Raw genomic sequence first — 25,178 nt, 5'->3', positions numbered from 1 at the left:
GGTCGCTAAAGAGCGCTCATAAGATGGGGCTTACTTAGCGCGTCTCGCCGCGCACAGGGCCAAAAACCGAGGGGCTAATATGATTTCGATGAAGAGGCTCGCGAACGGGTCTGCGTTGGCGATTCTGGCGCTCGCCGCCGCGACGGCCGTGCACGCTCAGGAAACCACCGCCGCCATCGGTGGTCGTATCACCGATTCGGCCGGCGCGCCGCTCGGCAACGTCACGGTGACGGTCACCCACGTGCCGACCAACACCACCGTCACCACCATGACCAGCGCTGAAGGCTATTATAACGCCCGCAGCCTGCGCGTCGGCGGTCCGTACACCGTCGCCGTCAAGGATCCGAACTTCCAAGCCAAGACCGTTCAGGTCGACGGCATCGGCGCCGGCGCGCCGACCGTCCTGGACGTGGCCCTGGCCGCCGGCGACGGCAGCGTCGAAGCCGTGGTCGTGACTGCCGCCCAGTCGGGCGTGCGCACCCTGGTCACCGGCCCGCGCTCGACCTTCTCGGCCAAGGACATCGAGTCCCTGCCGTCGTTCAGCCGTGACCTGAAGGACCTGGTTCGTATGAACCCCTTCGTCACCCTGGACCCCACCAACAACAACGCCCTGATCATCGCCGGTTCGAACAACCGCGTGAACACGATCTACATCGACGGCGTGAAGCAAGCCGACGACTTCGGCCTGAACGGCAACGGCTATCCCTCGCAGCGCTCGCCGGTCTCGACCGACGTGGTCAAGCAGGTCAGCGTCGAAGTCGCCCCCTATGACGTCCAGTACGGCGCCTTCCAGGGCGGCGTGGTCAACATCGTCACCAAGTCGGGCGACAACCAGTTCCACGGCTCGATCTACGGCGAATACGACGACGAGAAGATGGCCGGCCGCCGCTACCAGCCGATCGATCAGACCCGCGCCAAGGTCAAGGTCTCGAAGTTCGAAGACAAGGTCTACGGCTTCACCCTGGGCGGCCCGATCATCAAGGACCGCCTGTTCTTCTTCGGCGGCTATGAAAAGGGCACCTTCGCCAAGGCCAGCGACGCCTACGGTCCCTCGGACGGCAGCGCGGCCAACAAGGTGCCGAGCGTCACCGTCGCTCAGGTGCAGCAGATCCAGGACATCCTGAAGAACGTCTACAAGTACGACCCGCTCGGCTACGGCGCCACCCTGCCGGCCGAAACCGACAAGAAGTACTTCTTCAAGCTGGACGGCAACATCACCGACAACCAGCGCGCCGTGGTCTCGTACCAGCGCGAAGAGAACGTCAACACCTTCAACGGCGGCACCAACAGCACGTCGGCGAGCGGCGGCGCCTTGGCCCTGCTGTCGAACTACTACACCAAGCCGGAAAAGTTCGAAGTCTACACCGGTCAATTGTTCTCGCAGTGGACTGAGAACTTCTCGACCGTTGTCGAGTACTCGCAAAAGGAAGTCTCTTCGATTCGCCAGCCGCTCGGCGGCAGCGACTTCGCCAACTTCCAGATCAAGCTTCCGGTCGTGGGCGCCGCCAACGGCGTCTCGACGACCCAGTCGGTGACCCTGGGTCCGGATATCTCCAGCCAGGCCAACATCCTCGACAACAAGACCAAGGCCTTCAAGGTCCGCGGCGCCTACCATCTGGGCGACCACGTCTTCACGGTCGGCTTCGAGCATGAGAAGCTCGACGTGTTCAACGAGTTCGTGCAGCGCGCAAACGGCGCCTATGTGTTCGACGCCACCTGCGGCGCGGGCGTGGGCGTCGCGGTCACCAATACGGCCGCCATCAGCGCCGCCGTCCTGGCGAACCTGCAAAACCGCCAGGCCTGCTCGCTGGCCTATTCCAACGCAGCCGACAACGTTAAGACCAGCGGCGCGGCGTCCTGGGATTCGATCACCAACACCCTCTACGCTCAGGACGAGTTCAGCGTGACTCCGACCCTGACGGTCAAGATCGGCGTTCGCGGCGAGTTCTTCGACTCCAACACCGCGCCGGCGACGAACACCCGCTTCGTGAACCAATACGGCTTCACCAATGCCGAGACGTTCAAGAACATCTCGGTGATCATGCCGCGCCTGGGCTTCAACTGGCGTCCGGACGAGCGCACCGTCATCACCGGCGGCGTCGGCCTGTTCTCGGGCGGCAGCCCGAACGTCTGGCTGTCGAACAGCTACAGCAACACCGGCAACCTGCTGGGTTCGATCAGCTGCGCGCCCGCCCAGCTGGCGTCGCCGACCACGGCCAAACCGACCGACTGCTCGAGCGCCCTGCTCAACGTCGACGGTCTGCACGTGGCTCAAGCCGCGCTCACCGCCAACACCAACTCGGCCAACGCCGGCACCGGCATCGCCAACGCCGTCGATCCGAGCTTCAAGGCCCCGTCGGTCTGGAAGTACTCGATCAGCGCCGCCCGCTACTTCAACGTCCCGTACATCGGCGACGACTGGCGCGTGCACGGCGACTTCCTGTATCAGAAGACCAACTACGGCATCACTTGGCGCGACCTGTACGCCGACGCCAACCCGGGTCCGGCGGCTCCGGACGGTCGCCCGACCTACCTGTCTTCGCGCACCCAGAACACCAAGGCCGCGTTCTATGACCTGATGCTGACCAACACCCGCAAGGGCGGCGGCACGGTCTACGCCGTCGGCGTTGGCAAGCAATGGCATGAAGGCCTGGCCGACGGCCTGGACTTCGATGTCACCTATACCCGCACGGACATGAAGGAAGTGAACCCGGGCAGCAGCTCGGTGGCGCTCTCCAACTATAACCAGTGGGCGATCGCCGACCGCGACGGTGAGGAAACGGCGACCTCGAACTACCAGATCAAGTACCAGACTAAGGCCGCGATCGGTTACCGCCACGCCTTCTTCGGCGACTACAACAGCTCGGCGCGCTTCTTCATCCAGCGTCGCGCCGGCCTGCCCTTCAGCTACACCTTCGACTCCTTCGCCGGCACCAACGCTGGCCAGGCGGACCAGGTGTTCGGCGAAACGGGCGACGTCGCCTTCCGCGACACCCAGCTGTTCTACGTGCCCAAGGCCGACTCGTCGGGCAACATCACGATGACCAGCGACCCGATCGTCCACTTCAACAACGCCGCCGACGCCGCCAAGCTCGACGCGTTCGTCAAGCAGACCGGTCTGGCCAAGTACGCCGGCGGCATCTCGCCGCGTAACGCCTTCAAGTCGCGCGACGTCACCACGATGGACGTCCGCCTCGAGCAGGAGTTCCCGGCCTTCTTCCCGGGCGGCTCCAAGCTGAAGGCCTATCTGGACATCATCAACCTGGGCAACATGATCAACAGCAAGTGGGGCGTGTTGGAGCAGTACGGCTTCCCGTACCGCAACAACGTGGTCCAGGCGACGAACTGTCAGCCTGGCGCCCTGGCCAACCCGAGCCTGAGCGCCACTCAGCGCACGGCGGCCAACACGGCCTGCGCCGCCGGCCCGGGCAACTACTATCAGTACAACTCGATCTCGGCGCCGACGGCTCCGACCACCAGCGGCTCCAACCAGAGCTCGACCTGGTACATCAAGGTCGGCCTGAAGTACGAGTTCTAAACCTCGCCAGCTTCGGCTGACGGGAAAGGGCGGTCCGGAAACGGACCGCCCTTTTTCTTTTGTCGCACCAGTTTGCTAGAAGAGCGGCTTGACCCGAGGGCCGTCCCGGCCCATTTGCGCCTCCCGTTTCGATCCAGGTTTTTGTCCATGACCCCGACCGTCCCCGCCGAGTGGGCTCCGCACCGCGCCATGTGGGTGGGTTTCCCCAGCCACGCCGAACTCTGGCGGGAAGATCTCGACCAGGCCCAGGACGAGGTCGCCGCCCTGGCGCGCGCCCTGGCCGGTCCTGGCGGCGAACGCGTGCGCCTGATGGTGGTCGGCGACGAGGCCGAGGCCGCCGCGCGCGCGCGCCTGTCCGGCACCACGGTCGAGATCGTCCGCGGCCAGTTCGGCGACATCTGGCTGCGCGACACCGGCCCGATCTTCATCGAGACCGCCAATGGCCCCGTGGCCGCCGGCTTCCTGTTCAACGGCTGGGGCGGCAAGTACGAAATGGATGGCGACGACCTGGTCGCCGAGCAGATCGCCGCCGCCAGCGGCGCGCCTCTCGCCCGCAACGCCTTCGTGCTCGAAGGCGGCTCGCTGGACCACGACGGCATGGGCTGCGTGCTGACCACGCGTCAGTGCCTGCTGAACGAGAACCGCAACGGCGACTTCGATGAGGCCAAGGCCTCCGCCGCTCTGGCCGCCTCGCTGGGCGTCAAGAAGGTGCTGTGGCTGGGCGACGGCCTGCTGAACGACCACACCGACGGCCACATCGACAACCTGGCCCGCTTCGTCGCCCCGGGCGTGGTGGCCTGCCCGATGGCCTTCGGGACCGACGATCCCAACGCCGAGGTCTATGCCGAGACCGCCCGCACCCTGGCGGCCATGACCGACAGCCGCGGCTCGCCGCTGCAGGTGGTCCGCATCCCCTCGCCGGGCAAGATCCTGGACGCGGACGGCGAGATCATCCCGGCCTCGCACATGAACTTCCTGATCGCCAACGAGGCGGTGATCGTGCCGATCTACGCCGAGGAGTCGGGCGCCTTCGCCGTCGAGGTGATCCAGGGCCTGTTCCCCGAGCGCGAGGTGATCGGCCTGCCCTCGAGCGCCATCCTGACCGGCGGCGGCTCGTTCCATTGCATCAGCCAACAGGAGCCCGGCGAATGACCCGCACCCTCAGCGTCGCGGCCATCCAGACCTCGTACGGGATGGACCTGCAGGCCAACATCAAGAAGACCGAAGCCTTCATCCGCGAGGCCGCCGCCGGCGGCGCCCAGGTGATCCTGCCGTCCGAGCTGTTCCAGGGCCCCTATTTCTGCGTGACGCAGGAAGAGAAGTGGTTCGCCGAGGCCCATCCGTGGCGCGAACACCCGGTGGTCAAGGCCATCGCGCCCCTGGCCGGCGAGCTGGGCGTGGTGATCCCGATCTCGATCTTCGAGCGCGAAGGCCCGCACTATTTCAACAGCCTGGTGATGGCCGACGCCGACGGCTCGATGCTGGGTCTCTATCGCAAGAGCCACATCCCCGACGGCCCCGGCTATCAGGAGAAGTACTACTTCCGGCCGGGCGACACCGGCTTCAAGGTCTGGGACACGCGTTTCGGCCGTATCGGCGTCGGCATCTGCTGGGACCAGTGGTACCCCGAGGCCGCGCGCGCCATGGCGCTGATGGGCGCCGAAGCCCTGTTCTATCCGACCGCCATCGGTAGTGAGCCGCACGATCCGAGCCTGAACACGACCCTGCCCTGGCAGCGCGCGATGCAGGGCCACGCGGTCAGCAACGTGATCCCGGTCATCGGCGCCAACCGCATCGGCTTCGAGCCGTGGGACGGCTATCCGGGCGGCGGCCAGACCTTCTACGGCTCGTCGTTCATCGCCGACCATCGCGGCGACTTGGTCAGCGAGCTTGGCCAGAGCGAAGAGGGCCTGGTGTCCTCGACCTTCGACCTGGACTTCCTGCAGACCCACCGCGCGGCCTGGGGCTTCTTCCGCGATCGCCGGCCGGAGCTCTATACGAGCCTGGCGACGGGACGGCCGGCTTAGACCCTCAGCGGCTCTTCCCTCTCCGGGGGAAGACGATCGCGAAGCGATCCGTAGGGGGCAAGCATTAGCTGGCGGGGCAGTCCTTGGGCGCGCCGTTCGTCCTGGACGCCGCCACCTCGGCCTTTGCCTTGTCCAGGTCCGCCAGGAACGCCGGGTCCTGGTGCAGGCGCGAAACCATGGCCGAGCCCAGATAGCGGCCGGCCTCGATGTCGCTCTGATAGTGCACGCCGCAGATGACCCGGCTGTCGCCGAACGCGCGGCCGCGGGCCAGGACGGCGCTGGCGTGTTCGGGCGCGACCTCGGAGATCACCAGGGCCCAGGACCAGCCGATCAGGCCGTGGCCGGACGGGTAGGAACCGTCCGTCTCGATCCACTTCTCGCGGGGCACGCAGATCGGCTTGGTGTTGCCCACCGGCGGACGCGGGCGCTGGAAGACGGCCTTGGCCGGCTGGTACAAGGTCGCGGCGTCGTCTGTCATCCGCAGCAGCAGATTAGCCAGGGTCGGGGTGGCCTCGGGGCCAATGGTCACGCCGGCCGCGCAGGAAAAGCTCTTGAAGCCGTGCTTGCCCGACAGGTCGGCGTCGGCGATGGCCTTGTCCCAGGCCGGTGTGCCCACGAGCTTGCGCGTGGCGTCGAAGGTGGCCTGGTCGGCCTTGCCGCGCGGCGAGTCCGGCGTCGGCGGCGGGCCGACGATCAGCGCGCCGTCCAGGTTCATGCCGGTCTTCAGATAGCCGGCGGGCGGCGTCGTCCAACTGGCCGTGCTGGGGCTGACGGCGTAGGGCGCGGTCTTAGGCGGCGAGGCCTTCGACCATAGGTCCTGAACCGGTGAGCAGCCCATCAGCAGGGCGCCGCCGAGCGTGGCGACGAGCAGGGCTTTGCGGGTCATGGGCAGCCTCCGAGCGGTCATCCGCTCACAGAACGGCGACGAGACGTCACGTCAAGCACGAAGCGGCTTGACGGATCGTAATGTTATTTCATAACGCTTCACCCAAGCCGCTCCCCCGGCCAAGGTTCAGGATTTCCCATGCCCCGTCGCGTTCTGCTTTCCGCCGCGAGCCTGCTGGCGTTCGCCCTTATCGCGCCGCTGACCGCCAACGCCGCGGAGACCCCGGCCGCCGTTGACGCAGCGGCGCCGGAAGCCCCTGAGTCCAACGCCGTCGACAAGGTGGTGGTCACCGCCGCACCCTACGCGGTGTCGCTGGACACCGTGACCAGCAGCGTCAACGTTGTGACCCGCGACCAGCTGGACGTGGCTCCGCCGGCCGGCATCGGCGACATGCTGAACGGCCTGCCAGGCCTGCGCTCCACCTTCTATGGCCCCGGCGCCTCGCGCCCGGTCATTCGCGGCCTGTCCGGACCTCGGGTGATGGTGCTGCAGAACGGGGTGGGCCAGGTTGACGCCTCCAGCCTGTCGCCCGACCATGCCGTGGCCAGCGATCCGGGCGAGGCCTCGCGGATCGAGGTGCTGCGTGGCCCCTCCACCCTGGCCTACGGCGGTTCGGGCATCGGCGGGGTGGTCAACATGATCGACGACCGCGTGCCCTCGACCCCGGCCGCCAACGGTCCCGAGGGCCGATTGTCGGCCTCCGCCTCGTCGGTCGACGACGGCTACGCCTACAGCGGCGCGGTCAAGGCCGGGAAGGGCCCGCTCGTCTTCGCCGCCGACTTCTCCAGCCGCCGCACCGACGACTATTCCATTCCCGTGGCGGCGGTGTCTGATCGCCTGGCGGCCCGCGACGGCCTGACGGTGGATCCCGACCACAAGGTCAAGAACACCGACGTCGAGGTCGACGCCTACGGGGCGGGCGTCTCCTACGTCCATGATCGCGGCTTCTTCGGCGCCTCGGTCAAGAAGACCGACACCACCTACGGCGTGCCCTACGAGCAAATCCTGGCCCCGCTCGACCCGAACGCCGAGGGACCGGTCTCGATCCACCTGCAACAGACTCGCTACGACGTGCGGGGCGAGCAGGAGTTGGATAACCCGTGGTTCGAGAAGGTTCGCGTCTCGCTGGGCTATGCTGACTACGAACACGCCGAGGTCAGCGTCGAGGACGGCGCGGTCGGCACCCGTTTCCTGTCGCATGGGACCGAGGGCCGGGTGGAGCTGGTGCACCACGAGCACGACGGCCACCAGGGGGCTATCGGCTTCCAGGCCCTGGACCGCCACTTCGAGGCGATCGGCGACGAGGCCTTCGTGCCCTCGACCGACATCAAGGAATACGGGATCTTCACCCTGCAGCGGCTGGATCGCGGGACCTGGGGCGTCGACGCCGGTCTGCGCTTCGACACCCGCAGCTTGCAGACCCCTACCGAGAAGCGCGACTTTGACAACGTCTCGGCCTCGCTGGGCGTGTTCCTCAAGCCGACCGACAGCCTGTTCTACGCCCTGACCCTGTCGCGCAACGGCCGGGCCCCGACCGAGTTCGAACTGTTCGCCAACGGCCCGCACCCGGGCACCGGCGGTTACGAGGTCGGGGACGACAAGCTCGACAACGAGACCGTCACCTCGCTGGAGGCCACGGTTCGCTGGAAGAGCGACCGCGTGCGCGCCGAGGGTCACCTGTGGGCGGCGCACTACGGCAGCTTCATCGAGGAGGCCCCGACCGGCGCGGTCGAGGACGACCTGCCCGTCTACCAGTACTTCCAGACCAAGGCCGACTTCCACGGGGCCGAGTTCGAGGGTTCGTACGAGGCCTGGCGCGGGGCGACCCAGTCGATCCGCCTGGAAACCACCTTCGACTGGGTGCATGGCGAGACCGACGCCGGCACGCCCGCCCGCATCCCGCCATGGTCGCTGGGCGGCTCGGTGGTGTGGACCATCCCCCGCGTCGAGACCACGCTGGAGGTGCGCCGCGTGGCCGAGCAGGACCGGGTGGCGACGTTCGAACTGCCCACCGACGGCTACACGGTGGTCAATCTGAAGGCCACGTTCAAGCCGATCGCCGACTCGCCGCTGCGGCTGTTCATCGACGGTCGCAACCTGACCAACGAGGAGATCCGCGAGCACGTCTCGTTCCTCAAGGACTACGCCCCGTCGCCGGGGCGCTCGGTGCGGGCGGGCGTGGCCTGGAAGTTCTAGGATCGCCCGGCCGGTGGGGATTTTCCCGCCACGGATGAAACCGAAGCTCGGCTTAACCACAAGGCGGAGGGGTCGATTGCGAGGCCCCGCCGGATCGGCTAGAAGCGCCAGACCTTTCAAGGCCGCCTGAGCGCAAATAGGCGTCCGTTCATTAGCCTTTTGTCGAGCTGTTCATGGAAACGACCCAACCCGCCGGCGGCATCTCCGGCAACGTTCTGTTCTATTCGTCGCCGGAGCCGCTGAACCGCGAGCAGCACGCCAAGCTCGCCCTGGTTCACAAGGACAAGCCCTACGGCTTCGCCCTGAGCGGCACCGCCGTGCCGCTGGCCGTCACCGAATTTGCCCCGGCCGCCCTGACCTATCCGGTGATCTTCGCCGGCGAGGACCGCGTGCCGCTGGCCGTGATGGGCCTCAACACCGGCGAGAACCTGTTCATCGGCGCCGACGGCGCCTTTGAAGCCGGCGCCTACATCCCGGCCTATATCCGCCGCTATCCGTTCGTCCTGGCCAATGACGAGAACCAGGACCGCCTGATCGTCTGCATCGACCGCGGTTCGGACCTGCTGGCCGAAGGCGGCCAGACCCCGCTGTTCGACGACAAGGGCGAGCCGACCGAATACACCCAGAACTGCATCAAGTTCTGCGACGACTTCGAAATCGAGCGCCGCCGCACCGACTCGTTCGTGCAACTGCTGAAGGACAACGACCTCTTCGAACTGAAGAAGGCCGTCTTCACCCCGCAGAACTCGGACGGCACCACCGGCGAGCCGCAGACCGTGGCCGAGTACTATGGCGTCTCGGAAGAGAAGCTGAACGCCCTGCCGGCCGACAAGGTCAAGGAACTGCAGACCAGCGGCGCCCTCGCCCAGATCTATGCGCACCTGGTGTCGCTGATCGGTTGGGACCGCCTGATCGCCCTGGCCACCATCCGCCAGCAGCAATTGGCGGCCAATGGCGTGCTGAACTAGTCTGGACGCTTCACGGCGTTGAAGAGGCGGCGGATCCGAAAGGGTTCGCCGCCTTTTTCGTTTCCGCTATCGCGCGAAGATGCTGCGCGTCAGGCACGAGAAGACCAGGCGGCCCGCCTCGTCCAGCAGGTCGTGCTGGGCGATGACGATGCCCTTGCCCTCGCCGACCGGGTCCTTACCCATCACCGTCATGCGGCCGCGCAGCAGCTCGCCGGCCGGGGGATTGCGCAGCCAGCGCAGGGCGTCGACGCCGACCCGCTTGGTCTGGGGCCAGACGGCGCTGGCCTCGCTGTCCAGCTTCGACCAGATGGCGAAGACCATGGTGTCGGGCGCGCCGCTGGCCGCCGGCCAGCCCGGCTGGAACGCCGCGCAGAAAGTCTCCAGCGCCTTGCCGTCGACGACCGTGGTCCCCAGCGTGACCACTTGGCCGATCTCGATGTCGTCGAAGGATGCGGGCATGAACGGGCGACTCTGTTGCGAACGCGGGTCTTCGACCTGATCACAGCGGCTTGGCCATTGTCGAGAGCGCTTGGAGGGGTCATGTGTCTTGCCTCGCCCTTTCTCGTCGGGCGCGCGTCCGGAACCTGTTCATGTCGTTTCGCAAGCTGTTCGCCGCCGTACCGGCGTTGATGGTCGCCCTGCTGCTGGGCGCTCCCGTGGCGAAGGCCGATCCGGTCCAGACCGGCCACATCGAGGTCGAGCTGGTCTCCCAGGAGGCCGGCGTCGCGCCCGGTTCGACGGTCTATGTGGCCCTGCGTCAGAAGATCCAGCCCGGCTGGCACACCTATTGGCGCAATCCGGGCGACGCCGGTGACGCGACCCGCATCGTCTGGACGCTGCCGGCCGGCTGGACCGCCGGCGACATCGTCTGGCCGACTCCGGAGAAGAGCCGCGTCGGACCGCTGCTCGACTTCGCCTACACCAATGAAGTGCTGCTGCCCGTGCCGATCAGCGTGCCGGCTAACGCCCAGGTCGGTTCGGTCGTCACCCTGAAGGCCGCCGCCGCCTTCCTGGTCTGCGAGCAGGTCTGCGTGCCCGAGGACGCCGTCGTCACCCTGACCCTGCCGGTCGTGGCGGGCATGCCGCAGACCGATCCGAAATGGGGCGCCAAGGTCGCCGACACCCTGGCCAAGGCGCCCAAGCCGGCGGGCCTGAAGGCGGTGTTCGAGCTGCAGGGCTCGGTGCTGAAACTGGCCGTGACCGGCGCGCCGCTGAAGGGCGCCGACGTTTCTGGCGCGTTCTTCTATCCCTATTCCGGCAAGGTCATCGAGCATCCGCCCGAGCAGAAGATCGAACGCGGCCCCGAGGGCCTGACTCTGTCGCTGACCCCCGGCTACGACTTCACCCAGGCCGAAGCCAAGCCGACCGAGCTGGCCGGCGTCCTGGCCCTGAACGGCGCGGCCTACGAGATCACCGCCACGCCCGGGACGATCCCGGCCGAGGCCGGCGGCCTGGGCGCGCCCGCCGCGGCTCCGGCCAAGGCCACCGGATCCGCCGAAGGCGCCAGCCTGGGCCTGCCGCTGGCGGTGGCCTTCGCCTTCATCGGCGGACTGATCCTGAACCTGATGCCCTGTGTCTTCCCGATCCTGTCGATGAAGGCCGCCAGCCTGACCGCCCACGCCCACGACGCCGGCAAGACCCGCGTCCAGGGCTTGGCCTTCCTGGTGGGCGTGGTCGTCACCTTCCTGGCCCTGGCCGGTCTGCTGATCGCGGTCCGGGCGGGCGGCGCCGCCGTCGGCTGGGGCTTCCAGCTGCAGTCGCCGGCCGTGGTCGCGGCCCTGGCCCTGCTAATGCTGCTGGTGGCGCTGAACATGTCGGGCGTGTTCGAGGTCGGGGCCTCGGTGCAGAACGCGGCGTCCGGCGCGGGCGGGAGCGGCGGCCTGGGCGGTTCGTTCCTGACCGGCGCTTTGGCCGTGATCGTGGCCGCGCCCTGCACCGCGCCGTTCATGGCCGGCGCCCTGGGCTACGCCCTGACCCAGCCGCCCCTGGCCTCGCTGTTGGTGTTCCTGGCCCTGGCCCTGGGCTTCGCCGCGCCGTTCGTGCTGCTGGCCTTCATTCCCGCCTTGCTGGGCCGCCTGCCGCGCCCCGGTCCATGGATGGACGTGCTGAAGAAGGGTCTGGCCTTCCCGATGTACGCCACCGCCGCATGGCTGGCCTGGGTCTACAGCCAGCAGACCGGATCGATCCCCCTGGCCGCCCTGCTGGCCGCCAGCGTGCTGGTCGCCTTCGCCGCGTGGCTGTACGGCCTGGCCCAGGCGCGGCAGATCGCCGGCAAGGGCGCGGCCGTCCCGTTCGTCCTGGCGGCCCTGTCGCTGGTCGCCGCCGTGGCCCTGGTCGTGGTCGGCGTCCGCGCCGCGCCCGCCGCTTCGGCTTCAGCTTCGACCGCCACGCCGAGCGCCGAACTCTCGTCCGGCCCCGGCCTGGCCGCCGAGGTCTGGAGTCCCGAGAAGGTCAAGACGCTGCAGGCGCAGGGCAAGGTGGTGATGGTCGACTTCACCGCCGACTGGTGCGTGACCTGCAAGGTCAACGAGGGCACGGCCCTGAAGGGCCAACGCGTGGTCGACGCCTTCAAGGCTAGCGACGCGGTCTATCTGCGCGCCGACTGGACCAAGCGCGACGCCGTCATCGCCGCGGCCTTGGCCGAGCACGGCCGGGCCGGCGTGCCGCTGTACCTGGTCTATCCGAAGGGAAGCGGCGAGCCGGCGGTCCTGCCGCAGCTGCTGACCGAGGGGCTGGTGATCGAGGCCATCGAGAAGGCGGCGAAGGGGTAGGCCCTACTTCTTCTTCTCGCCCTTGCCGCCGAACGGCAGGCGTTCCTTGACCTGGTCCAACGGCGTGCGCGTCACCACCACCGGCGGTGGCGTGACCACGGTCGGCGGCCTGATCGGATAGGCTCGCCAGCCCGACTGGATCAGCGCGCCGAAGCCCTGGCAGCCCGGCAGGATCCGCACCGCCCCGGTGCGCGGCTTGGCGAACGGCGGTGGCTGGGTCAGGTCCTGACGCTTGGGGTCGGTGAACTTCCAGTCGCCGGGCAGGCCATAGCCCTTCTCGCCGCCGATCCGCACGGCCTGGTAGGCGACCTTGGCTTGGAAGGCCGGCACGCCGTATTTCAGCATCGCCCGCAGGAAGATGCCGTCGGCCTCCTCGCGCTTGCCCGGCTCGCCGATCGTGTAGAGCCAGTCGTGGACGATGGCCGCCCGCGCCGTCGGCCCCTGCGGGTCGACGAAGCCCTGGCCGTACCAGGGCACGCTGGCGAAGTCGGTGACGTACCAGCGGGGCACCACGATCACCTTGCCGGTCTCGACGTCGCAATAGGGGAACTCGGCGTCCAGGGTGAACAGCTTGCGGCCGTCCTTGGTCTGGTTGAACAGCATCACCGGCTGCGGCGTCAGCGAGCTGGGCGGCGTCGGGGCCACGACCGGCACGAAGACCGTGGTCTTGGTCTCGGTCGCGCAGCCGGCCAGGACGAGACCAAGAGCGACGGCGGCGAGCGGGGCGAGGCGGGCTGAACGGGAAGGCATGACGTCAGGGTCTTCAGGCGAGGCTGCGGGCGGGGCTGGGGAAGCACACTCATCCCACGGCCTATCTCGATATGGCGACGCTTTGCGGTGAGTATGTGTCCCCGATCGCGCTCACGGGCGCCTAGGCGGCCGGCTGTGGCGGGGCGGTGATCACTTCGACATTGTCGTTGAGCAGATAGACCATGTCGCGCAGGGCCAGGTCCTGGTCCTTGACGGTCTTGGCGTCGGCGACGGCCTGCAGCTTGCCGGGCAGGTCCTGGCTGATGCCGCGCAGGATGCACTTGAGGTCATCGACCGCGCCACGCTCCTTCAGGGTGACGTGGCCCTTCATGTCCAGCGCCGACAGTTCGCCGAGCTGGCCCTGGAAGACGTCGAAGCCCTTCAGGGCCTTGGCGACCGCGTCGGGCGTCTTGGGCAGGCCTTGGCGGTAGGCCTCGGTCTGGGCCTTCAGCGCGCCGGCTCGCTTGACGATGTCGGCGAACAGCGGCTCGCCCGCCACCGAGGCCGGGGCCTGGCCCTGCTGTATCACGGCCGGCGCCGCGCCCGCCTGGGCGTCGGGCGTGAACGAGGCGAACCACAGTATGGCGGAAAAGGCGACGGCGTCACAGGACATGGAGCTCTCCCCGCGAAAAACGTCATTGGTCTTCATGACGCGGCGGTATCCGTTTGGTAAGCCCGCCCGGGTAAACGCCGATTTACCAAATCCGCGCCCACACCTGTGAAGGAATGCCGCATGGCCGCTCTCGACACCGCCTGGACCCGCCTGGAAGACGCCGCCAAGGCCGCCGGCGAAAAGCGCATCGTCGAGATGTTCGAGGCCGAGCCCCGGCGTCTGGAGACCCTGACCCTCGACGTCGCCGGCCTTCACATCGACCTGTCCAAGCAAGCCTGGGACGAGGCGGGCCTCGAAGCGGCGCTCGACCTGGCCCACGCGGCCGACGTCGAGGGCGCTCGCGCCCGGATGTTTGGCGGCGAGGCGATCAATTCGTCGGAGGGCCGCGCCGTCCTGCACACCGCTCTGCGCGCCAAGGCCGACGCCGATGTGAAGGCCGGCGGCGTTGCGGTCATGGCCGAGGTCGAGGCTGTCCGCGCCCGGATGAAGGCCTTCGTCGAGGCCGTCCGCTCCGGTGCGATCAAGGGCGCGACCGGCAAGCCGTTCAAGGCCATCCTGCACATCGGCATCGGTGGCAGCGACCTTGGCCCTCGCCTGCTGTGGGACGCGCTGCGGCCGGTGAAGCCGTCGATCGACCTGCGCTTCGTGGCCAATGTCGACGGCGCCGAGTTCGCCCTGACCACGGCCGACATGGATCCGGAAACCACCCTGGTCATCGTGGTCTCCAAGACCTTCACCACCCAGGAGACCCTGGCCAACGCCGGCGCCGCCCGCGCCTGGCTGGCAGCCGCCCTGGGCGAGACCGGCGCCAACGCTCACCTGGCCGCCATCTCCACCGCTCTGGACAAGACCGCCGCCTTCGGCGTGGCCGACGACCGCGTGTTCGGCTTCTGGGACTGGGTCGGCGGCCGTTATTCGCTGTGGTCGTCGGTCAGCCTGTCGGTGGCCGTGGCCTGCGGCTGGGACGCGTTCCAGAGCTTCTTGGACGGCGCCGCGGCCATGGACGAGCACTTCCGTACCGCCTCGTTGGAAGCCAACGCCCCAGTGCTGATCGCCCTGGCCCAGATCTTCAACCGCAACGGCCTGGACCGCCGCGCCCGCTCAGTCGTTCCGTACTCGCACCGCCTGCGCCGCCTGGCCTCGTTCCTCCAGCAGCTGGAGATGGAGAGCAACGGCAAGTCGGTCGGGCCGGACGGCAAGGCCGTGACGCGCGGCACCGCCACGGTGGTGTTCGGCGACGAGGGCACCAACGTCCAGCACGCCTATTTTCAGTGCATGCACCAGGGGACTGACATCACCCCGATGGAGCTGATCGGCGTGGCCAGGTCCGACGAGGGCCCGGCCGGCATGCACGAGAAGCTGCTGTCCAACCTGCTGGCCCAGGCCGAGGCCTTCATGGTGGGGCGCACCACCGAGGACGTGGTCGCCGAACTGCAGGCCAAGGGCGTTTCCGAAGCCGAGATCGCGACGCTGGCGCCCCAGCGCACCTTCGCCGGCAACCGGCCTTCGACCCTGGTGCTGATGGACCGCCTGACGCCCCAGGCTTTCGGCGCCCTGATCGCCCTCTACGAGCACAAGACCTTCGTCGAGGGCGTGATCTGGGGCATCAACAGCTTCGACCAGTGGGGCGTCGAGCTGGGCAAGGTAATGGCGGGCCGCATCCTGCCGGAGCTGGAGAGCGGGGCCGTGGGTTCGCATGATCCGTCGACGACGGCGCTGATCCAAAGGCTGAAGAATTAGGTTCAGGCCTTCCAAACATCCGCTCGTCCCGACGAAAGCCGGGATGAGCGGAGGTGAATTTCAGCCCCAACCGCCCGCCGCGTTCCCCGCCTCATCCATCATCCGCCGCCCTTCCTCGACCTCTTCCGGCGTCTCGGGGCGCACGGTGGCGGAGACGACCATGGCCTGGCCGGTCGGCAGACGCACGACGCCGGTCTGGTTGGGCGCCAGGTCGATCGCGCCGGTCAACTCGGGCCGGAAGGCGCGGCCCAGGCTGACGGTGACCCGCAGGCGCTGGCCCTCCTGCACCACGCTGGTGAAGATCGAATAGCGGCTGCCGCCGCGCTCATAGGCGCCTTTGCGATAGAACCGCTGCGAACCGAATGCGGTGAAGTCCGACCACAGCGGCACGCCGTCCGGCGCCAGGCCGCTGGCCACCACCCGCACCGCCGAACCGGGCTGGACTAGCGAGCGGTCGGCGACCGCCTGGATGATACGGGCCGGGCGCAGCACGACGGGCGGACGGATCGGCTCCTGGAGCGGCGCGGCGATCGGGATCAGTCGTGGCGGGGTCGCGTCCGCCTCGGTGCGCGAAACCGGTGCGTGGGGCTTGGTCGGCCGAAGAGGCGCTGTTGGCCCGCTGGATCGTGGCAGGGCGCGGGAGGTTCGTTCGATGGCGGCACGGCTTTCGGCGGTGGCGGACGGCGTTTCATAGGTCACCGAGATCTCGGCCGGACGCGCGGCCCAGGCGCCCACGGCGCCGGTCAGGCCCAGCACGAGAGTCAGACCCGCGCCGATCAAGCGGCGGCCCCGGCTGGGCGCGGGACGGGTGATCAGCCGCACACGCTCGGCCAACGGATGGCTGGACCAATGACAGCCCAGCGGCAGGGGACGGGCGGCCAGCTGAGTCTTCAGCATGGCCTGGGCGTAGGCCTTGCGGGCCTTGGGATGGGCGGCGACCACGCGGGCGTCGCAGGCCAGTTCCTGGTCGATCTTCAGCCAGTGCGACATCGCGTGGACGGCCGGGTTGAACCAGTTCGCGCAAGTCAGTAGGGCCAGGGCGGCGTTGACCGATGGATCGCCTCGCTCCAGGTGGACCCGCTCATGGGCCAGCACGACCGCGCGCTCGGCCGGGGTGTAGCGATCGTCGAAGTCGGCCGGCGTCACGATGCGCGGACGCAGCACCCCGACCACGGCCGGTCCCGCCCGTCCGGCCCGCGTGGCGCGGGTGAACTGCGTCTGGCGCCAAGCCTGCCAGGCCAGGCAGGCGAGAGCGCCGGCCAGCCACAGGCCAGCCAGCAGCGGCTGGATGTCAAACGGTAGGGCGACGGGCGTCGTGGCCGGGTCGAACACCGCTTCCATCGCCCGGGTGGTCGCCATCGGCAGATGGACCGTCACCACCCGCGCCGGGACCAGCATGGCCACGGTGGTCAGCGGCGGCAGACCCCACAGGCCGTAGGCGATCCGCGCGCCGAAAAGTCGTCGGACGGGCAGGCGCAGGACCATCACCGCGGCGACCGCGATCGCCAGGGCCAGGTTGACGCGCAGGAGGGTTGCGAGGACCTCAGTCATCGTCCTCGATCTCGGCGATCAGGTCCTTCAGCAATTGGACGTCCTTGGCCGTCAGCGCCCGGTGCTGGGCGAAATGAGCGACCAGCGGCGCCACCTCGCCGCCGAACAGCCGGTCGACCAGACCCTGGCTTTCGGCCTGCACATAGTCGTCACGCGACATCAGCGGTCGATAGAGATAGCCGCCTGGCTCACGCGCCCCGGCGATGGCGCCCTTGCGCAGCAGGCGGGTGATCAGGGTCTTGACCGTGCCCGGCGCCCAGTCGTGGGCCTCGCCGACCTCGGCGACGACGCCGTCCGGCGTCAGTGGCCCGCACCGCCACAGGGCTTCCATCACCTGGCTCTCCGCGCCTGAGATCCGCACGCGCCGCCTCCATTACCGAAAGTACATTTGTATTTTAGAGGAAAGTACAGCTGTATCATAGAACGTTCCGCCGCGCTCGTCAGCGGTCTTTCTGGGGGATACTAAGTGCATATCGGCCTCGTCTGGGCGGCGCTCGCCGCCGCGCAAGCGGCTCCCGCCGTCACGCCTTCCGCGCCTCAAGCCGCGCCGCAAAAGCCCGCCGCCGAGGCGTCCACGGGCGTCAGCGCCGTCGAGGTCAAGGCCGATGCGCCGCAGGTGCGCACCTCGATCGATCGGCGCAGCTACAGCATCTCGAGCGACCTGTCGGCCCAGTCGGGCGCGATTGCCGACGCCTTGCGCAACATCCCTTCGGTCGAGGTCGATGTGCAGGGCAATGTCAGCCTGCGCGGCGATCCTTCGGTGACGATTCTGATCGACGGCAAGCCGTCCAGTATGTTTCAGGGCGACGGGCGCGGCCAGGCGCTGCAGCAGATGCCGGCCGACCGCATCGACCGGGTGGAGGTCAGCACCAACCCCTCCGCCGAGTTCCGCGCCGACGGCACGGGCGGGGTCATCAACCTGATCACCAAGAAGGCCAAGGGGGCGGGGCGGACCAGCTCGCTGCGCCTGACGATCGGCGATTCCGGGCGCGGCGGGGCCAGCGGCAGCATCGGTTACAACGGACCCAAGTTGTCGGCGTCCGGCGATCTCAACTATCGCCGGGATACGGCCGACCAGGTCGATTACGAGCGTCGCCGGCAGGCCGATCTCGACAGCGAGACCCAGGGCAAGACCCAGCTCGACATGGAAGGGGTCACTGGTCAGGGCTCGGTTGACTACGATGTCAGCGACAAGCTGCGCCTCGGCGGCGAGGCGCGGCTTGGCCGTTACGATTTCGCCGTAGACAGCCTGGCCAACACCGCGCGGGAGGATGGCGCCGGCGCGCCAATCCAGGCCTTTCGGCGTGACCTGAGCGTCCGCCAGCGGCGGGACAACGGCATGGTCGGGGCCAATCTGCGCCGCCGCCTGAGTGGCGAAGGCCACGAGCTGAGCTTGAAGCTCAGCTATGACGTCACCGATGACAACCGCGTGCGGACCGGCCACACGATCGCGACCCTGCCGGCCGCCTCCAGCGCTTTCGACCAGCAGCGCCTGGGCTATGACATCCGCCAGACCGATCTGAAGGGCGACTATGTCCGGCCGATGGGCGAGGGGCGGACGCTGAAGCTGGGCTTCGACCTGCAGTTCGATGACAACAGCTACGTCAACCGCGGCTTCCGGGGCGCCAGCCTGGACGGGCTGACCGCCGATCCGCTGCTCAACAACCGGTTCCTGTACGAGCAGACCTTGAGCCAGGCCTACGCCACCTACGAGCGTCCGCTGGGCGACCTGACCGTGCTGGCCGGCCTGCGCTACGAGAAGTCCCAGCTGGACCTGGCCGGCCTGGGTCGCGAGACCGAGAATGACACCGCCGACTGGCTGCCCAGCCTGCACCTGTCGTATCCCCTGGGCGAGCGCCAGAAGCTGACCGCCAGCTACAGCGAGCGCCTGCAACGCCCGACGGCGCTGGACATGAACCCGGTCCCGTTCCTGCAGGATCCGCTGAACTATCGCATCGGCAATCCGAACCTGAAGCCTCAGGAGACCCGCTCGTTCGAACTGGGCTGGCAGTATCGCAAGGCGCCGCTGCTGGCGATGGCCACGCTGTACTACCGTCAGAATGACAGGGTGATCAGCGACCTGGTCACCGATATCGGCGGTGGGGTGTTCGTCACCAGCCGGGCCAATGTCGTCCAGAGCCGCAATGGCGGGCTGGAGCTGGTGCTGAACGGCAAGCTCAACAAGGCGCTGACCTATAATGTCAGCTCCAACCTGTTCTGGGCCGAGTTGGATGGATCGAATCTCGGCCTCCCGGGCAAGCGTTCCGCCACCACGGCCTCGGGCCGCGCCAGCCTCAGCTGGCAGGCCACGGCCAAGGACCTGCTGCAGGTCAACGGCTTCCTGACCGGCAAGCGCCTGACGGCCCAGGGCTACGCCATGCCCTCGGCCGGGATCGACCTGGGCTATCGCCGCAAGATCGATGACCGCCTGTCGGTGGTGGTCACCGTCCAGGACGTGCTGGGCCTCTATCGCGACAAGCAGGTGATCGAGACGCCGGCCCTCAAGAGCCTGGTGGTCCGCGATATCGACGCCCGCCTGCTGCGCGTCGGCCTAGCCTGGACCTTCGGGACCGGCAAGGCCCGTAAGGACCCCGGTTTCGACTTCCAGGGCCCGGGCGGACCGCCGCAATAGGAGGCGGTCCATCGGCCCCGCCCCCTAGAACGTCTTGCGCAGGCGCAGCGTCCAGAAGGTGCGCGGATTGATGTCCCGCTCCTCGGTGAAGGCCACGGCGCGGGTGTCGCGGTCGGCATAGACCGTGCGGCGGATGACGAAGTCGTCCCACATGTTCAGCTGGGCGCGCAGCGACAGGGTCGGGGTTGGCTTGTACTCGATGAAGCTCTCTAAATAGGCCGCCCCGCGCCAGCCGCCGGTCTGGTCCGGATCATAGGTGCCCAGGCCCAGCAGCGGCAGCCAGGTGACGCCCCACTGGGTCTTCCAGGCGGTGATGTCCTGCTGGAAGCCGATATTGGCCTGGGTCGGGCGCACGTCCGAGATCGGCCGGTCCTGGTGGGTGGTCGGGTCGGTGACGTGGGTCTCGTTCCAGTCGTTCTTGAAGGTGAAGCGGCCGCCCTTGATCCCGAACCGGTCGGTCGGCACCACGATGTTCACCGACAGCTTGTCTAGCGTGCCATTGCCGATATTGCCGGTCGCCGACAGGCCGCCGGGCAGGGGCAGGCGGTCGATCACGTCGATGATCTCGTCGTGGCGATAGCCGATCGAGACGATGCCCTCGCCCCAGAACCGGCGCTCGAAGGTGACCTCCGAAATCCAGCGCTGCTCGGGCTTCAGATCCACATTGCCGCCGAACACGTTGCCGTCGTCGAAGTCGGACGAGGCGGCGAAGTCGTTGAAGTCCAGCTGGCCCAGCTCGCGCTCGAACCGGAAGCGCACCTGGTGGTTGGCCTTGGGCGTCCAGGTCGCCTGGAAGCGGGGCTTGGGATAGAAGAAGCTCTCCTCGGCCGAGGCGTCGCCCGACTGCTTGATCGTCGAGGTCTCCAGCCGCAGGCCGCCCTCCAAGGTCAGCTTGGGGTTCACCCGCCAGGTCGCCTTGGTGAAGGCCTCGCCGCGCAGCTCCTCCACCTTGACCGAGGCTGAAGGCAGGGCCACGGCCACGCCGCCCTCGCTATAGGCCTGGTGGGTGTCGAGCATGTTGTAGGCGATCTCGCCGCCGGCCTCGATCGTCAGGGCCGCGCTGCGCTCGTTGCGGACCAGGGCCCGCAGGATCGATTCCGACGAGTCGCCGTTGGCCGTGAACCGCTGCTCGGGCTCGCTGGCGCCGCCGTCGGTTTCCGAACCGGTCGAGACGTTGTCGAACGTTTCGAACTGGTGGATGACGCGGGTCTCCAGCGTCCATTTCGGAGCCAGCGGCCGGATATAGGTCAGGCCCAGCTCGCCCGACTTGGTGTCCTCGCCATAGTCGCTGTAGCGCAGGGCGGTGGGCGAGCTGATCTTCTGCCACTCCTGCCAGTCGTGGAGCTTATACTCGCCCGTCGCCTCGATCTTGCCGCCGGCCAGCGGGCCCGAATAGTTGACCCGCGCCGAGTCGCTGCCGCCCCAGCCGTCGTTGATGAAGGCCTCGTCGCGCAGCACCTTGCCGGTCGCGTCGCGGCGGATGTTGCGGCCCACGCCGTTGGAGTCGCTGGTCGAGGTGCCGTCGCTCAGCAGCACGCTCCAGCTGCGCGCGCCGTTCTTGGCGGTGAACTGGTAGCTGCCGCCCCAGACGTCGTGGCCGCCGTCGAACAGGCCCGCGTTCCAGGTGACGATCGACTGGCGGCTGGCGGCCGTCTTCAGGATCACGTTCACCACCACCGAGAAGCCCTGCATGTCGATGCCGGGCGCCCCGCCGCGGATCAGCTCGATGCGGTCGACCTGGCTGGCGGGGGTGCGTTCCAGCACGTCGGTGCCGGCGTCGTTCTTCGAGGCCGGACGGTTGTTGTTGATCAGGATGTTGCCGACCGAGCCCTCGAAGCCGCGCGTCCCCGCGCCGTCGTCGGCGGTGAAGCCCGGCACGCGGTCGACCATGTCGAGCGCGGTGTTGGGGCGCTGGGCGGCGAAGAAGTCGGGGGTGAAGACCAGCACGCCCTTCTGGGTCGCGTCGTCCAGCGGGGCCGTGGCGGTCGGACCGGTCGGGATCGGCGCCTGGGCGGCCTGCGGCGCATCGGCGGCATGAGCCGCACTGGCGATGGAAAGCGCGGCGGCGGTCGCCAGCAGCATGGTCTTGGTCATCGATGTCATCCCCTCAGATGACGCGATAACTGCCGACCCCGGACGATCACCTCAAGTTACAAGCCGGAAAGGTGGATTACATCGAAGCAACATTACGGCGCGTTCATGTTCCCTGGACTGTGGACGGCTGTGGGCAATCTGATGAATGCGCCGTTAAGACTTGGGTTGATCCGCCGAGATCTCGACATAGAGCGGGTCGCCGGGCACGGGCGAATGTTCGGCGATCCGTTTCTCCAGATATTGCAAATGCTCGTAGTCCCGGCGGCGCTTCAACTCGGCGAGCGCCGTGCGGACGGCCGCGTCGACGTCGGTTTGGGCGGCCACATCGGCCGGGATCTTGGGACGGTGTCTGGCCATGGATGATCCTCCGTCAAAAAAGGGAAGCGCGCGTCCTCCGCCCCCTATTGGGGGCGGACAGACCGCGAAGCGGTCGGATGGGGCGGTCAGGTGGGGGCAAGTTGTTCGCGGGCACGATCTCTCGTTCTCACGCGGAAACCCGCTGAGGCTTGGGGAGGCGGCGGAGCGTCCGGGCCATGCCCGGTGTAGGATTTTGGAGTGTACCGTTTCGACAGGGTCAGAACGCTCCGCGCGGCCGGTGGACGAGAGCCTTCGGATCGCGGATTTTTAACCCGCTCCGATGGAGGCCCCCGGCGGGCGGAGGGGCGACGCACCCCGTCCGGACCGCGCGGGCGATTTCAGCCCGCGCCTGGCGCGTGTCGTCTTTCGGCCCCGAGGGGTGTTCCCGCCGTCCGGTCCGGACCGCCCGAAGCCCCTTCTGAGGACCCCCACGCTCCGCCGACCGACCCGATGGGCCCCGCGCAACCGGCCGACGGACGCTTCCCGCTCGACCGCCCCCGCCACCCGTCAGGTCGCCAGCTGGACGGCCTCCCCGGTGGTGGGACGACTGTGATTATGCGGGCGTTTTGGAGCTGTAGGATAAGTTTGGGTCTGTGCTCGGCGTGGGTGGGCGTAGGGCGTTGAATTTGTTGGGGGTGGGGTGGGTGTATGCCCGTTGGGAGACGGGATTAAAAAGTCCTATCTCCAAAAAGGAGTGTCCGGTGATTGTCGTCTTATACCGGAACCAAAATCCTCAAGCATTTTGTCATCTATGAATGTAACAAGCGTCAAAACGTCCCCAGGACCGATACATATACTTTCTTCAAGAACCTCAAAACGATCGGCGCCTCGCCTATCGAAAAAGGCGTCGGCTCCAATTTTCGATGGGTAGGGTGAATCCTTACCTGCGAAAACAGCATCGAAAACACCAGACTGCGGGTCGATTTCTTTCTGAGGAAACCAATAGTCCGGGATCATTGGCGACCGGCAAAACCATTTCCAGCCATTTCGATTATAGGCCAGCAGAAAGCACGGAAAGCCGCCGCCATCCACCAAACGCCGAGCGGTAGCTGTGCGGCTAACATCAAACTCAGTCGAAACTTTTTCGACCTGTTTGAAAGTGAGCTTTGGAAATTTGGAGTGTTCCTTCAGCATGAAATCCGGAAGCAGCAGGCGTCCTGCGAATGCATCTGCCACCTGCTCACGATGGCGCGATATTTCCCGCCCTTCGCCAATGTCCGACGCACGGCACATTAGCGCCTTGCCACGATGGTAAGACCAATGTCCGATTTCATGAGCGATAGAGAAGCGACGCCTTCGCACATGAGAGTCTTTGTTGACAGTAATAATCCCACGATCACCTAGGCCGATGATGCGAGCTTCGCACGCGCACAGGCGCTCAACCTTAATCGATAGGCCGAGGTAGTGCGCTATAACGTCTAAATCGATATCCGCCGGCTCTTCGATGCCGAGGCGGCGATAGAGGCGATTGATATCCAATTTATATGTCCGACCTCAGAGCGAAAATGTCGCTAACAAGTGAGCGAAGCTCTTCATCATCCATTTCTCCTCTTCCGTGTCGAGCGGCTAGCGTTACAGGAGTCGCTCCATCGTCATTGGCTGTATGCTGTTCCAATATTTGAAGAAGCTCTTCACGAGAGAATGCTTGTATGGATGGTTCAACAGAGTGTGCGGCGCTATCAAGCTGATGTCTAATTTGAGCGCGCCGACGGGCGGCGACGTTCTTCATGGCGGTGCGGATGGACGCTCTAGCAGCGACAACGGCATTGCTGGCGCTGCCATATCGGGCAGCTAAATGGTTTTGAATCTCAGATTGCGGCGCGTCGTCGATCGCTTCCGCTAAAATGTCTGCCAAGGCATCGATGGCACGGAAATCGACCTCAGGGTCATGCGTCATTGGATGGCTCCGCCACGAACAGCCTCACCCAGTTTCCTTTGAACGCGCTTACTCACCGTTTCGTACGCTTTTCGATCAAAATTCCCAAAGTCGCAGATCTCTTGGACTGACAGTTCATCAAACCTGCCGAGCACGACAGCTAAAGCTTGTTCATCGTCGCTAAACAGGTCGTGAACCTTCTCAATCAGCGCTTTACAGCGAATTCCAGAGAGCGCCTGATCTTCTGATTCAAAGACGAAGCGTTGTTGGGCTTCCTGGACGCCATGGCTCTCTGACGACATGTCCACGGGGGTTGTCCGTCGAGCTTTTCGACGGAGATTCGAAGCGATGCTCTTCATCGACATCACCAGGAAAGCTTCGAGCATAATGCTGCGCGGCCAGGACCGAGTTCCATCAAGTGCGGCGGTAATCGCGTCGTGGAGCAAATCGACGGGTTCGACACCAGTACCGAGCGCGTAGGCGCCTGCCTTTGCGACAAGGCGCTCGACGTCCTCGTCATTGAGCTGATCCAGCGCGTCCTCGAGGTCGTCAAGGCTCATTGCATCAGTGCCACCGCGCGGCTGCCCTGAGGTCGCCGTCATGATCCGTTCCCCCTTACCTTCACCATACTCAACAATGGCGCGAGCGCGGACAAAAATAATTTTGTCCGCGAAGAGGCGGCTGATGAGCACCTCCTATTGAGAGGGCCAAAATGGACCCTCCGATTTGAAGGAATTAGCTATGTACGGAACTGCTTCGAAGGCCCCGATCGGCACCACCGGCCGCACGGGCGAGCGCTGCCCCGAAAGCGGCGTCTGGGAGGTCGTGGGCACGCCGACGACGACCGCACCGATCGCCAAGAACAACGTGTTCCCGCCGTACGGTGGCCGCGCGGTGACCTGGCGTCTCGTTCGGTACGCCTGAGTGCGTGGGCGTAAGCCGAGCGCCCCATCCCCCTCATCTTCAACTTGAGCCCGCTGAGTTCGCTCGGCGGGCTTTCTTTACGCGGGGAGCGAACTTGGCAGCGCGTTAAGATACCTCCCCCTTCCCCCACCGCCCCTCATCCGCTATAGCCCCGCCCCAATGACCCGCACGCCGCACCATCACGGCCGCCACCACCATCCGACCTCGCCTCGCGGGATCGGCCGGGTCCGTTCGCTCTAGCGACACCCAGCCGCA

Annotated in this window: 20 protein-coding genes; 9 read left to right on the top strand and 11 right to left on the bottom strand. The window is 66.9% G+C overall.

The annotated features are described in order from the left end of the window. Positions 1 to 115 precede the first annotated feature (115 nt). The 3 genes from G3M62_RS22740 (at position 116) to aguB (ending at position 5,565) form a co-directional block, all read left to right on the top strand. Positions 116 to 3,538, top strand: coding sequence for a TonB-dependent receptor (locus G3M62_RS22740; protein WP_165190818.1), 3,423 nt, complete (start codon positions 116 to 118; stop codon positions 3,536 to 3,538). Positions 3,539 to 3,685: 147 nt separating this feature from the next. Beyond that, the gene (locus G3M62_RS22735; RefSeq protein WP_165190817.1) at positions 3,686 to 4,690 is read left to right on the top strand and encodes an agmatine deiminase family protein; all 1,005 of its coding nucleotides are present in this window, start codon (positions 3,686 to 3,688) and stop codon (positions 4,688 to 4,690) included. After that, the gene (gene aguB, locus G3M62_RS22730; RefSeq protein WP_165190816.1) at positions 4,687 to 5,565 is read left to right on the top strand and encodes an N-carbamoylputrescine amidase; all 879 of its coding nucleotides are present in this window, start codon (positions 4,687 to 4,689) and stop codon (positions 5,563 to 5,565) included. The genes G3M62_RS22735 and aguB overlap by 4 nt, the downstream gene beginning before the upstream one ends. Before the next feature lie 64 nt (positions 5,566 to 5,629). On the opposite strand, the gene G3M62_RS22725 is transcribed toward aguB, so the two are convergent. Further along, positions 5,630 to 6,451 carry an acid phosphatase gene (locus tag G3M62_RS22725; RefSeq protein WP_165190815.1) on the bottom strand — a complete coding sequence of 274 codons (822 nt, stop codon included), beginning with the start codon at positions 6,449 to 6,451 and terminating at the stop codon, positions 5,630 to 5,632. A gap of 138 nt (positions 6,452 to 6,589) precedes the next feature. Between G3M62_RS22725 and G3M62_RS22720 the strand changes: the two genes are divergently transcribed. Both G3M62_RS22720 and G3M62_RS22715 read left to right on the top strand, forming a co-directional pair. Then, on the top strand, positions 6,590 to 8,647 hold the full coding sequence (locus G3M62_RS22720; RefSeq protein ID WP_165190814.1) for a TonB-dependent receptor: 2,058 nt from the start codon (positions 6,590 to 6,592) through the stop codon (positions 8,645 to 8,647). 173 nt (positions 8,648 to 8,820) lie between these two features. Next, positions 8,821 to 9,615, top strand: coding sequence for a SapC family protein (locus G3M62_RS22715; RefSeq protein ID WP_165190813.1), 795 nt, complete (start codon positions 8,821 to 8,823; stop codon positions 9,613 to 9,615). Positions 9,616 to 9,681: 66 nt separating this feature from the next. Here the strand turns inward: G3M62_RS22715 and G3M62_RS22710 are convergent, their stop codons facing one another. Beyond that, the gene (locus G3M62_RS22710) at positions 9,682 to 10,074 is read right to left on the bottom strand and encodes a hotdog family protein (RefSeq protein WP_165190812.1); all 393 of its coding nucleotides are present in this window, start codon (positions 10,072 to 10,074) and stop codon (positions 9,682 to 9,684) included. Between the two features lie 131 nt (positions 10,075 to 10,205). Between G3M62_RS22710 and G3M62_RS22705 the strand changes: the two genes are divergently transcribed. Next, positions 10,206 to 12,386, top strand: coding sequence for a protein-disulfide reductase DsbD family protein (locus G3M62_RS22705; RefSeq protein WP_165190811.1), 2,181 nt, complete (start codon positions 10,206 to 10,208; stop codon positions 12,384 to 12,386). A gap of 3 nt (positions 12,387 to 12,389) precedes the next feature. On the opposite strand, the gene G3M62_RS22700 is transcribed toward G3M62_RS22705, so the two are convergent. Together G3M62_RS22700 and G3M62_RS22695 are read right to left on the bottom strand one after the other, a co-directional pair. Further along, entirely contained in the window at positions 12,390 to 13,136 is a 747-nt protein-coding gene (locus G3M62_RS22700) for a DUF1353 domain-containing protein (RefSeq protein ID WP_165190810.1), read from the bottom strand. A gap of 121 nt (positions 13,137 to 13,257) precedes the next feature. After that, positions 13,258 to 13,749 (bottom strand): hypothetical protein, encoded by a 492-nt coding sequence (locus tag G3M62_RS22695; RefSeq protein ID WP_165190809.1) that lies wholly within the window; start codon positions 13,747 to 13,749, stop codon positions 13,258 to 13,260. A 120-nt stretch (positions 13,750 to 13,869) separates the two neighbouring features. Here G3M62_RS22695 and pgi point away from each other — a divergent pair, with 120 nt between their 5' ends. Then, positions 13,870 to 15,489 carry a glucose-6-phosphate isomerase gene (pgi, locus tag G3M62_RS22690; protein WP_165190808.1) on the top strand — a complete coding sequence of 540 codons (1,620 nt, stop codon included), beginning with the start codon at positions 13,870 to 13,872 and terminating at the stop codon, positions 15,487 to 15,489. Between the two features lie 60 nt (positions 15,490 to 15,549). Here pgi and G3M62_RS22685 read toward each other — a convergent pair whose 3' ends face one another. Then, positions 15,550 to 17,040 carry a M56 family metallopeptidase gene (locus G3M62_RS22685; RefSeq protein WP_165190807.1) on the bottom strand — a complete coding sequence of 497 codons (1,491 nt, stop codon included), beginning with the start codon at positions 17,038 to 17,040 and terminating at the stop codon, positions 15,550 to 15,552. Continuing rightward, positions 17,033 to 17,401: a BlaI/MecI/CopY family transcriptional regulator gene (locus G3M62_RS22680; protein WP_165190806.1), complete on the bottom strand. Its 369-nt coding sequence runs from the start codon at positions 17,399 to 17,401 to the stop codon at positions 17,033 to 17,035. The genes G3M62_RS22685 and G3M62_RS22680 overlap by 8 nt, the downstream gene beginning before the upstream one ends. 105 nt (positions 17,402 to 17,506) lie before the next feature. Between G3M62_RS22680 and G3M62_RS22675 the strand changes: the two genes are divergently transcribed. Continuing rightward, positions 17,507 to 19,672 (top strand): TonB-dependent receptor domain-containing protein, encoded by a 2,166-nt coding sequence (locus G3M62_RS22675; protein WP_165190805.1) that lies wholly within the window; start codon positions 17,507 to 17,509, stop codon positions 19,670 to 19,672. A 24-nt stretch (positions 19,673 to 19,696) separates the two neighbouring features. On the opposite strand, the gene G3M62_RS22670 is transcribed toward G3M62_RS22675, so the two are convergent. From G3M62_RS22670 to G3M62_RS22650, 5 genes are all read right to left on the bottom strand, one after another. After that, positions 19,697 to 21,766, bottom strand: a complete 2,070-nt coding sequence (locus G3M62_RS22670) for a TonB-dependent receptor plug domain-containing protein (RefSeq protein WP_165190804.1) — start codon at positions 21,764 to 21,766, stop codon at positions 19,697 to 19,699. A 153-nt stretch (positions 21,767 to 21,919) separates the two neighbouring features. After that, positions 21,920 to 22,123 carry a hypothetical protein gene (locus G3M62_RS22665; RefSeq protein ID WP_165190803.1) on the bottom strand — a complete coding sequence of 68 codons (204 nt, stop codon included), beginning with the start codon at positions 22,121 to 22,123 and terminating at the stop codon, positions 21,920 to 21,922. A 678-nt stretch (positions 22,124 to 22,801) separates the two neighbouring features. After that, positions 22,802 to 23,602 carry an ImmA/IrrE family metallo-endopeptidase gene (locus tag G3M62_RS22660; RefSeq protein ID WP_165190802.1) on the bottom strand — a complete coding sequence of 267 codons (801 nt, stop codon included), beginning with the start codon at positions 23,600 to 23,602 and terminating at the stop codon, positions 22,802 to 22,804. A 1-nt stretch (position 23,603) separates the two neighbouring features. Then, on the bottom strand, positions 23,604 to 24,020 hold the full coding sequence (locus tag G3M62_RS22655; protein ID WP_165190801.1) for a hypothetical protein: 417 nt from the start codon (positions 24,018 to 24,020) through the stop codon (positions 23,604 to 23,606). After that, positions 24,017 to 24,691 (bottom strand): sigma-70 family RNA polymerase sigma factor, encoded by a 675-nt coding sequence (locus tag G3M62_RS22650; RefSeq protein WP_165190800.1) that lies wholly within the window; start codon positions 24,689 to 24,691, stop codon positions 24,017 to 24,019. The genes G3M62_RS22655 and G3M62_RS22650 overlap by 4 nt, the downstream gene beginning before the upstream one ends. A gap of 49 nt (positions 24,692 to 24,740) precedes the next feature. Between G3M62_RS22650 and G3M62_RS22645 the strand changes: the two genes are divergently transcribed. After that, positions 24,741 to 24,923, top strand: coding sequence for a hypothetical protein (locus tag G3M62_RS22645; protein ID WP_165190799.1), 183 nt, complete (start codon positions 24,741 to 24,743; stop codon positions 24,921 to 24,923). Positions 24,924 to 25,178 lie beyond the last annotated feature (255 nt).

The sequence above is a fragment of the Caulobacter soli genome (assembly GCF_011045195.1).
Taxonomy (GTDB): domain Bacteria; phylum Pseudomonadota; class Alphaproteobacteria; order Caulobacterales; family Caulobacteraceae; genus Caulobacter; species Caulobacter soli.
The sequence above is the reverse complement of the archived record's forward strand: the minus strand, read 5'-3'. Positions and strand labels throughout refer to the sequence as shown.